Raw genomic sequence first — 9,513 nt, 5'->3', positions numbered from 1 at the left:
TACCGAACAGGTACAGGATCAGGTCACGATCGATCGAGATACGGCCGAAGTCCATGGCCACCGTGGTGGTCGTCTTCCCCGGCACCTGCCGGGTGCCGTCGACGCCCACCCCGGCGGAAGTCATGATGGCCTCGGTGGTCAGCGGCGTGATCTCCGAGACCGAACCGACCAGCGTCGTCTTGCCGACGCCGAATCCGCCGGCGATAACGATCTTCGCCGACGTCACGCGCCCGCTCGGGACCGGCGGCCGGTGCGACATGTCAGAGCCTGCGAAGTCCACTCAGCACCCTCTCCAGCAGTTCAGTGCCCACCGCGTCGTCCGAGTCGTCCAGGATGGTCGGCTCGTGGACCGCGACCAGGCCGTCCGTCGCCATGTCGGCGATGAGCACCCGGGCCACCCCGAGCGGAAGCTGCATCCGCGCCGCGATCTCGGCGAGCGACTGCACGCGTCCGTCACACAGCGCGGCGATGTACTGGTGTTCACGGCCTTGACCAGCGTTGCCAGTGGCAACGGCCCGACCGCGCACCGTCGTCTCGACCAACGCCTCCAAGGCGATGTCGAGGCGGGGACGGGTACGACCGCGGGTAACGGCGTAGGGACGGACCAACGCACCGGTCGGCTCGTCACGATCCATGTCGCCGCTCACCTCCTTCGTACCCGGCACCGGAAACCACCGGTGCTACCCGTCGTATGCAGTGTTGTCGCCCCGCCCGCCCCACCGGCTGGCGTGACGATCAGCCCATCATCCCCACAGCCGTACGCGGCTGCGGGGTCAGGGCGTCGCCCACCCGGTCCACGAGCAGGGCCATCTCGTAGCCGACCTGTCCCACGTCGCAGCTGCGGGCCGCGAGCACCGCGAACGACGACCCGTCGGAGATCGACATCAGGAACAGGAAGCCGTTGTCCATCTCGACCACGGTCTGCAACACGGCACCGCCCTCGAAGCACCGGGCCGCGCCCTGGGTCAGGCTGACCAGGCCGGAGGCGATCGCCGCCAGCTGGTCCGCCCGGTCCCGGGGAAGGTCGCGTGACGACGCCAGGAGCAGGCCGTCCGCGGAGACGGCGACCGCGTGGGCGACACCGGGTACCCGATCGGCGAAGTTGGCCAGCAGCCAACCGAGATCCTGCGTACTAGTCATCCTTCTTGCTCCTTCTGCCTGCTCCCGGCCACCGGGCCTGAGCCAGACTGCGAGGATTGCGGCCCGCCCGGAGTCCCCTCCGGGCCGGTCGGGTTGCCGTCCGACGGGTTGTTGCGCCCCCGCTGGACACCCCGGTGATAGGCGGAAAGCAGCCCGCGCACCGATTCCGGGTTGCGTCGCTGCACCGAGTTGGTGGGCTTCTCCACCGCGCCCGGAACGAGCTGCGCCATCGGCGTGCGCTTGGGCAGCCCGGTCTGGGTGGTGCCGGCGGCCGGCGCCTGACTGGCGGCGGAGGCCGCCCGCCAACCGTCGTCGGCCGCAGTCTGCCACACGCTCTCCGGCGATGGCGGACGGAAGGCGGGTCGGCTTTCGGCAGCACCGGGGCGCAGGCCGCCGTTCGCTGCGGTGCCGTTCCCACCCGGCCCGCCTGCGGCCGTCGGAGTCTCTGCCATCGGTGCGTTACCTGTCGTCCCGGTCTGGTTCTGCTGGCTGGGCCGACCGGCGGTGTCGACCGTGGAGAACTGCTGGGTAGGTGCCCCGTTCGCCGCCGGCTGGCGGGCACCTGCGGACTCTTCCGGGCCGGAACGGCGGGTACGGAACCACGCCGACTCGAGCTCCCGGAAGATCGGCAGCTCCATCGTCTCATCCGCGTACCGCTGCCGGTTCTGCACCTGCGGCGGCGTGGGGATGGTCGGCGGGGCCGGCCGGGCAGGGGGTGCCGGCTGTGCTGCCGGACGCGGCACCCGAGGCAGCTCCGTGGTCATGTCCAGGGCGGCGGCCAGCCGCTCCGGCACGGCCGGGGCCGGAGGCTCACCGGCGACCGGCGGCCAGGCCGGTGGCGCCGAGGTGGCCGGGCCGGCCGAGACCGGACGCTGGGGCAAGGAGCTACCGGGCGGAGGCGAGATCGGTGCGGCCGAAACCGGTTGACCGGAGACCGGTTGACCGGAGACCGGGGCCGCCGAGACCGGCGGGGCGGAGTACGGCGTGCCCGAGACCGGCGGCGAGGAGACCGGTGGGATGGGTGGTGCCGACACCGCGGGCGGAGCGTACGGCCCGACCTCGGGGCTGCTCGGCAGCTGACGGGGGATGGCGTGCTGCCCGCCGCCACCCTGCTCCTCGGCGGCCCGCCGCTGCGGCAGCGGATCGGTCGGCTGGCCGTTGCTGGAGCGGGGGGTGAAGCTGTTGGCACCGCCGGTGACGCCGCTGGCGCCGGTGAGGTCCGACCAGGCGGGCAGGTTGCCGGCACCGGCCACGGTGGCCGGGTTGCCCGCACCGTTGCGGTTGGCCGGCTCGAAGGGCCGACCGCCCAGGGTCACCTGGTTACCGGAGCCGCCGACCCCCGGTGCCGGGGCGGCCGGGTTCGCCGGCGCGCTCGGGCCGTTGCCCAGGGCGGGCAGGGCCCCGAAGGCGGGGGCCGGTCCGGCCGGTGCGGGCAGGGCGGCGGGCTGCGGGCCACGGCCCGAGAGGGCCCGGGGCACCAGCACGGTGGGGGGCAGGGTGACATCAGCCACCGTGCCGCGATCGGTGCCGGGGCGCAGCTCGACCTTGACGGTGTGCCGGGAGGCCAGCCGGGCGACCACGACCAGGCCCATCATCCGGGAGACCGCCACGTCCACCTGGGGCGGAGTGGCCAGTCGTTCGTTCAGGTCGGTCAACTGCTCGGGGCTGATCCCGATGCCCCGGTCCTCGACGTACAGGGAGGCGCGGTCGCCGACCCGGCGGGCCTCGACCAGCACCTGCGAATCCGGCGGCGAGAAGGCGGTGGCGTTGTCGAACAGCTCGGCGACGAGGTGCACGAGGTCGTTCACCGCATGCGCGGCCACCTCGATGTCGCGGTCGATCACCCCGAACTCGATCCGGGTGTAGTGCTCGACCTCCGACTGGGCGGCGCGCAGCACGTCGATCAGGGCGGCCGGCTCACGCTGCACCCGGGTCGAGTCGGCACCGGCGAGGACCAGCAGGTTCTCGTCGTTGCGGCGCATCCGGGTGGCCAGGTGGTCCAGCTGGAACAGCTCGGCCAGCCGGTCCGGGTCCTCCTCGCCGCGCTCCAGCCGGTCCAGGTGCCCGATCAGCCGGTCGACCAGAATCTGCGACCGGCGAGCCAGGTTGACGAACATGGTGGCCACCGATGCCCGCAGCGCGGCCTGCTCGGCGGCGGTACGGACGGCCTCCAGGTGGACCGCGTTGAAGGCCTCGGTCACCTGACCGAACTCGTCGCGGCTGCGGACCGGCAGCGGCTCGGCGATCTGGTTGGCCAACTGCACCGGGGAGAGCTGCCCGGTGACCTGCGGATCCCGCAGTCGGGCCACGGCCTGGGGCAACCCGTACTGGGCGACGGAGAGCGCACCCTGGCGCAGTTCACGCAGCGAGCGGGCCATCGAGCGGGCCACCAGGTAGGCCAGGATGATGGCCAGCAGCAGCATGCTCAGCAGCAGACCGGTCTCCAGGAACACCTGACGCTGCACGTCGGAGCGGAGCTCCGCGGCCTGGGTCTGCACGTCGGAGTCGAACTTCGCCTCCACCGTACGGATCAGCTTGCCGTTGGCGACCAGCGCGGCGTCCCACTGGTCGGCGTTGAAGGAGACCCCGGAGAGATCCGGGGAGGTGTCCGCGTTGACCTGGCTGATGTAGATCGTGGCCTGCCGGCGGTCACCACCGCCGATGGTCTGGGCGTGGTACTCCGCCTCCTCCTCGGTGGCCACCGAGGTGAAGCTCTGCTGGGCCTGCTGCTGGCCGGTCTCGCTGGCGATGTAGTCCGTCCGCAGGGCGGAACTCATGCCCCGCTGGAGCGCCCGGTGCACCACGACCCGGCGTACGGAGAGCCACTCCTTCTCCCGGGCCACGGCGGCCGCTGCCCGCATCCGGTCGCTGAGCTCGTTGTCGCCGGCCAGCTGGCTGGCCGAGTCGCGGATGGTGAGCATCTGGTTGATCAGCTCGTCGTAGGACTGGAGGGCATCCGTGATCTTGAACTTGCCGTTGAAGACCTGGCTACGGGTGCCCGGCAGGTCGGTCAGCCGCCCGTCGATCTGGTTGAGCAGCCCGGCGAGGCTGGCCGGCAGGTCGGTGAGCTCGGACCGCTGCTGGGAGTAGGGGACCTTGAACTCGTCGACCCGGTTCGACACCTCGTTGTAGAGGGCGGTGTACTTCTTCTTCTCTTCCGGCTCGGGCTGCCCCTGCTGCTGCGGCGGCACCCCCAGCAGCAGCACCGCTGCGGTCCGCTCGTCCTGCAGGCCGTCCACCAGGGCACCGGAGTGGCCGATGAGCTGGGCGAGGTCACCAGCACGGTTGGCGTCACCCAGCGAATCCAGGTGGTCCAACAGGCCGCTGGTGCCCACGACGACCGTGGCGATGGTCGGCACGATCATGATGAGACCGAGCTTTGACCAGATCGGCATGTCGCGGAGCCGACCAGTCGGCCGGCCCAGACGCGACAGGAAGGAACCTGCCGTCTTCGGCCGTTTGCTCACGTCACCGCCCTCGTGATTGCAGCGTCCGCGTTGCCTCCGGGCAACGCCCAGCAGCCGACCCGGTGGGTCGGACCATCCGAGATTCCATCACGCCCGTCGACAAAGAGAAAGCCCAGGTTGGCCCTAGCTGGCGGTGTGATGAGATGTTGATGCAATTTGATCGCGGTCCGTCTGTCCGGAGTCACTTAAAGTAATGAGCACCATGCGCCGAGTCGTCCTACTTGCCGGTCCTTCTGGCTCTGGAAAGTCGTACATAGCGCGTCAAACGGGACTTCCTGTCCTCTGCCTGGACGACTTCTACAAGGACGGCGATGACCCTACGTTACCTCGACGGAACGGGCAGATCGACTGGGAATCGCCCGCTTCCTGGGATGCCGTCACTGCCGTGGAGACCATTGCCCAACTGGTTCGTCACGGTCAGGCAGACGTGCCGGTCTATGCCATAAATGAGGATCGCCGGGTGACCACCCGACGATTTGATCTGGCCGATGCGCCACTTTTCGTCGCCGAAGGGATTTTCGCTGCCGAGATCGTCGAGGAATGCCGACAACGCGGCCTGCTGGCCGGGGCGTACGCCCTGCGTCGGCCGCGTGGGGCGACCTTCCTGCGACGGTTGAGCCGGGATCTCGCCGAGCAGCGCAAGGGCCCCCGGGTGCTGCTGCGGCGCGGGATGGCCCTGCTGCGCGCCGAACCGGCCGTGCTGCGTCGACAGACCGGCCTCGGCGCGGAGGCGGCCCGCGGCCGGGAGGTGCTGCGCCGGGTGGCCCACCTGCGCGCCGCAGGTGGGCCACCCGTGCGGTGAGGCCGGGCCCCGGCTCTCAGCCCAGCAGCTTCGCGTACGCCGGCTTGATCACCTCGTCGATGATCTGAAGGCGCTCGTCGAAGGGGATGAAGGCGCTCTTCATCGCGTTGATGGTGAACCACTGCAACTCGCGCCAGCCGTAGCCGAAGGCGTCGCAGAGCAGGGCCATCTCCCGGGAGACCGAGGTGCCGCTCATCAACCGGTTGTCGGTGTTGACGGTCACCCGGAACCGCAGGTCACGGAGCAGTCCGATCGGGTGCTCGGCGATCGAGGGGGCAGCCCCGGTCTGCACGTTCGACGAGGGGCACAACTCCAGCGGGATGCGCTTGTCCCGCACGTACGCGGCCAGCCGACCGAGCACCGGCTGGGCACCGGGGGTGATGTCGTCGACGATGCGTACCCCGTGGCCCAGGCGGTCCGCCCCGCACCACTGGATGGCCTGCCAGATCGAGGGCAGCCCGAAGGCCTCACCGGCGTGGATGGTGAAGTGGAAGTTCTCCCGCTGGAGGTATTCGAAGGCGTCCAGGTGCCGGGTGGGCGGGAAGCCCGCCTCCGCCCCGGCGATGTCGAAGCCGACCACCCCGTGGTCGCGGTGCCGGACGGCCAACTCGGCGATCTCCTGCGAGCGGGCCGCGTGCCGCATCGCGGTCAGCAGGGTGCCGACCCGGATCGGGGTACCGGACTCGGCGGCCAGGGCGCTGCCCTCGGCGAACCCGGCCAGCACCGCCTCGACCACCTCGTCCAGGCTCAGGTCCCGTTCCAGGTGCTGCTCCGGCGCGAACCGCACCTCGGCGTAGACCACCCCGTCGGCGGCCAGGTCCAGGGCGCACTCCCGGGCCACCCGACGCAGCGCGGCGGGGGTCTGCATCACGGCCACGGTGTGCGCGAAGGTCTCCAGGTAACGCTCCAACGACCCGGAGTCGGCCGCCGCCACGAACCACCGGCCCAACTCCTGGGGGTCGGTGGTGGGCAGCGGATGTCCGATCTCGGCAGCCAGGTCGATGATCGTCGCAGGTCGCAGGCCGCCGTCCAGGTGGTCGTGCAGCAGCGCCTTGGGTGCCTTGACGATGTCCTCGTACCGCAGAGTCGTGACCATGCTCTGACCCTAGTACCCTGCGCCGACCCTCCCCAGCCGACAGCGGGGACAATGGCCGGGTGACCGCAGTTGGACCGGATCCCCGGGTCGTCGAGCGCCTGCGTTGCCCGGTCTGCGGCGAGGGGCTGACCATCACCGCCGATGGCGGCCAGGCCCTGCGCTGTCCACGCCGGCACAGCTTCGACATCGCCCGGCAGGGCTACGTCAACCTGCTGACCGGTAGGGCCCCGCACCTCGGCGACACGACGGAGATGGTCGCCGCGCGGGCCCAGTTCCTGGCCGCCGGCCACTACGACATCATCTCCACCGCCCTGGCCGAGGCCGCCGCGCGCCACCTACCCTCCCCACCCGCCGGTACGGCGCGGGCGTACCCCCTGGTGGTGGATGCCGGAGCGGGCACCGGTCGGCACCTCGCGGCGGTGCTGGCGGCGGTGCCGGCGGCGGTCGGTCTGGCGCTGGACATCGCCAAGCCCGCGGTACGCCGGGCCGCCCGGGCACACCCGCGCGGCAGCGCCGCCCTGGCCGACACCTGGCAGCGGCTGCCGTTGGCGGACGCCTCGGTGGCGCTGCTGCTGAACGTCTTCGCCCCCCGCAACGGGCCGGAGTTCCGCCGGGTCATCGACCCGGCCGGGCGGCTGCTGGTGGTCACCCCGACCGCCGAGCACCTGACCGAACTGGTCGACGCCCTGGGTCTGCTGCGGGTCGACCCGGCCAAGGTGGACCGGGTGGCGGCCAGCCTGGGGGACCACTTTGTCGAGGAGTCCAGCACTGTGCACCGGCAGGAGCTGACCCTGTCGCATGCGGAGGTGGCCACCCTGGTCGGCATGGGGCCGAGCGCCTGGCACGCCGACCCGGCGGGGTTGGCCGACCGGATCGGGGGCCTGGGTGAGCCGGTCCGGGTGCGGATGGCGGTCCGGCTGGGGGTGTACCGCCCCCGCTAGGTGGAGAGATCCACCTCTTCCCAACCCGGGGGTTCGTCGTGGTACGGCCCGCGCAGGATCACCGCCCACTCCAGGGCCCATCGTCGCTGGCCGATCGCGTTGGCGTCGACCAGGCCGGGCAGCACCCCACCGGCCCGGTCCACCTCCAGGTAAGCCCAGTCCAGGCAGTAGTGCAGGTCCAGCAGGGCCGCCGCGTCCGCCGGATGTTGCGGCGCGGTCAGGATGCGGGAGCGCCACTGCGGGAAGGTCTCCCCCTCGACGATGTTCGGCAGTCGCTCCACCAGCCGCTCGTCCACCGCCAGGGTGGGGTCCAGCTGCTTGGTCAGGCCGAGCACCCAGGCCAGCGAGAACACCGCGTCGTGGTGCAGGACGAACGAACGGTGGTCCCCCTTGGCCCCGGTGACGAACTGGAACTCCGGCGGGGTGACCATCTCCACCAGGTGCGAGGCCAGCAGCCAACTCATCGCCGCCCGGGCCGGCATGCCGAAGCAGCGGGCCAGGATCAGATGCAGTACCGCGATCCGCGCCTCGATCTCCACGGTGGGCCGCAGCTCGATCCGGTCGCCCGGCTCCCACACCAGCGGAAACTGCGGAGGTGGCAGCGGCAGCCCCAACCGGGACAGCTCCTCCAGGCTCGCCTCACGCACTTCCCGGGGGTCCGGGGCAGGAACGATCACAGCAAGATCCCTGTCTGCTAACGGCCTCGCGGCGCCGGCGGGCCCCCCTGGCCTGCGAGAGTAGCGGCCCGAATGGTCGGGCACCATGGGTCAAGAGGGCGGGTCGACTCACTCGATTCGTTCGATCACCAGCGGGGTCGATGCCGGTGGCTGCGCCGCCACGGTCACCGCCGAGGCCGCCTGCGCCAGTGCGGCCGGGATGCTCTCGGCCCGCTCGGCGCGCAACTCGTACAGCGGCTCGCCGGCCCGCACCGGGTCACCGGGGCGCTTGTGCAGCACCACCCCCGCGGGCACGCTGACCGGGTCCTCCTTGCGGGCCCGGCCGGCACCCAGTCGCCAGGCCGCAACCCCCATGGCGTACGCGTCGATCGCCGCCACGTACCCGTCGGAGTCCGCCCGGACCACCTCCACCTCGGGGGCCTGGGGCATCGGGGCGTCCGGGTCGCCACCCTGGGCGCGGATCATCGCGCGCCACACGTCCATCGCCCGCCCGTCCCGCAGGGCGGCGGCCGGATCGGCGTCGGTCAGCCCGGCGGCGTCGAGCATCTCCCGGGCCAGGGCCAGGGTCAGTTCCACCACGTCGGCGGGGCCGCCTCCGGCGAGCACCTCGACGGACTCGGTCACCTCCACCCCGTTGCCGATGGTCAGGCCTAGGGGGGTGGACATGTCGGTGAGCAGGGCCACGGTCTTCACCCCGTGCGCGCCACCCAGTTCGACCATGGTCCGGGCCAGTTCCCGGGCATCGTCGACGGACTTCATGAACGCGCCGGAGCCGACCTTCACGTCGAGCACCAGGGCCCCGGTGCCCTCGGCGATCTTCTTGCTCATGATCGAGCTGGCGATCAGCGGAATCGCCTCCACCGTGCCGGTGACGTCGCGCAGCGCGTACAGCTTGCGGTCGGCCGGGGCCAGCCCCGACCCGGCGGCGCAGATGACCGCGCCGATGTCGCGCAGCTGCGCGATGAACTCCTGGTTGCTCAGCGCGGCCCGCCACCCGGGAATGGACTCCAGTTTGTCCAGGGTGCCGCCGGTGTGCCCCAGCCCTCGGCCGGACAGCTGCGGCACGGCCGCACCGCAGGCCGCCACCAGCGGGGTCAACGGCAGAGTGATCTTGTCGCCGACCCCACCGGTGGAGTGCTTGTCGACGGTGGGCCGGGCCACCGAGGACAGATCAAGCCGCTCACCGCTGGCGATCATCGCGGCGGTCCACCGGGCGATCTCCGCCGGGGTCATCCCGTTGAGCAGGATCGCCATGGCCAGCGCCGACATCTGCTCGTCGGCCACCGCCCCCCGGGTGTACGCATCCACCACCCAGTCGATCTGCGAGTCGGAGAGCACCCCCCCGTCCCGCTTCACCCGAATAACATCAACCGCCGCAAACCCACTCATC

The 9,513-nt window shown here is 71.4% G+C and carries 9 protein-coding genes; 2 read left to right on the top strand and 7 right to left on the bottom strand.

Going from position 1 to position 9,513, the window contains the following annotated elements; genetic code table 11:
- From ABZ795_RS18650 to ABZ795_RS18635, 4 genes are all read right to left on the bottom strand, one after another.
- Positions 1 to 259 (bottom strand): ATP/GTP-binding protein (locus ABZ795_RS18650; protein ID WP_357531255.1); only part of this gene is annotated, 259 nt, incomplete at its 3' end.
- A 1-nt stretch (position 260) separates the two neighbouring features.
- Complete coding sequence (locus ABZ795_RS18645; RefSeq protein ID WP_327027273.1) at positions 261 to 635, bottom strand: DUF742 domain-containing protein; 375 nt, start codon at positions 633 to 635, stop codon at positions 261 to 263.
- A 100-nt stretch (positions 636 to 735) separates the two neighbouring features.
- A complete protein-coding gene (locus ABZ795_RS18640; RefSeq protein ID WP_013731521.1) occupies positions 736 to 1,140 on the bottom strand; it encodes a roadblock/LC7 domain-containing protein in 405 nt (134 codons plus the stop codon).
- The gene (locus ABZ795_RS18635) at positions 1,137 to 4,607 is read right to left on the bottom strand and encodes a nitrate- and nitrite sensing domain-containing protein (RefSeq protein ID WP_357531247.1); all 3,471 of its coding nucleotides are present in this window, start codon (positions 4,605 to 4,607) and stop codon (positions 1,137 to 1,139) included. Before ABZ795_RS18635 ends, ABZ795_RS18640 begins: the two co-directional genes overlap by 4 nt.
- A gap of 460 nt (positions 4,608 to 5,067) precedes the next feature.
- On the opposite strand from ABZ795_RS18635, the gene ABZ795_RS18630 reads away from it, so the two are divergent.
- Positions 5,068 to 5,409, top strand: coding sequence for a hypothetical protein (locus ABZ795_RS18630; RefSeq protein ID WP_327022795.1), 342 nt, complete (start codon positions 5,068 to 5,070; stop codon positions 5,407 to 5,409).
- Between the two features lie 16 nt (positions 5,410 to 5,425).
- Here ABZ795_RS18630 and ABZ795_RS18625 read toward each other — a convergent pair whose 3' ends face one another.
- Positions 5,426 to 6,505, bottom strand: a complete 1,080-nt coding sequence (locus ABZ795_RS18625; RefSeq protein WP_327022796.1) for an adenosine deaminase — start codon at positions 6,503 to 6,505, stop codon at positions 5,426 to 5,428.
- Between the two features lie 59 nt (positions 6,506 to 6,564).
- On the opposite strand from ABZ795_RS18625, the gene ABZ795_RS18620 reads away from it, so the two are divergent.
- Positions 6,565 to 7,446 (top strand): putative RNA methyltransferase, encoded by an 882-nt coding sequence (locus tag ABZ795_RS18620; protein WP_357531246.1) that lies wholly within the window; start codon positions 6,565 to 6,567, stop codon positions 7,444 to 7,446.
- Here ABZ795_RS18620 and ABZ795_RS18615 read toward each other — a convergent pair.
- Both ABZ795_RS18615 and ABZ795_RS18610 read right to left on the bottom strand, forming a co-directional pair.
- Positions 7,443 to 8,123, bottom strand: coding sequence for a DUF4272 domain-containing protein (locus ABZ795_RS18615; RefSeq protein WP_327022798.1), 681 nt, complete (start codon positions 8,121 to 8,123; stop codon positions 7,443 to 7,445). The genes ABZ795_RS18620 and ABZ795_RS18615 overlap by 4 nt on opposite strands.
- Before the next feature lie 108 nt (positions 8,124 to 8,231).
- Positions 8,232 to 9,512: a thymidine phosphorylase gene (locus tag ABZ795_RS18610; RefSeq protein WP_357531245.1), complete on the bottom strand. Its 1,281-nt coding sequence runs from the start codon at positions 9,510 to 9,512 to the stop codon at positions 8,232 to 8,234.
- Position 9,513: the final 1 nt, after the last annotated feature.

The sequence above is a fragment of the Micromonospora sp. NPDC047134 genome (assembly GCF_040643455.1).
Classification (GTDB): domain Bacteria; phylum Actinomycetota; class Actinomycetes; order Mycobacteriales; family Micromonosporaceae; genus Micromonospora.
The sequence above is the reverse complement of the archived record's forward strand: the minus strand, read 5'-3'. Positions and strand labels throughout refer to the sequence as shown.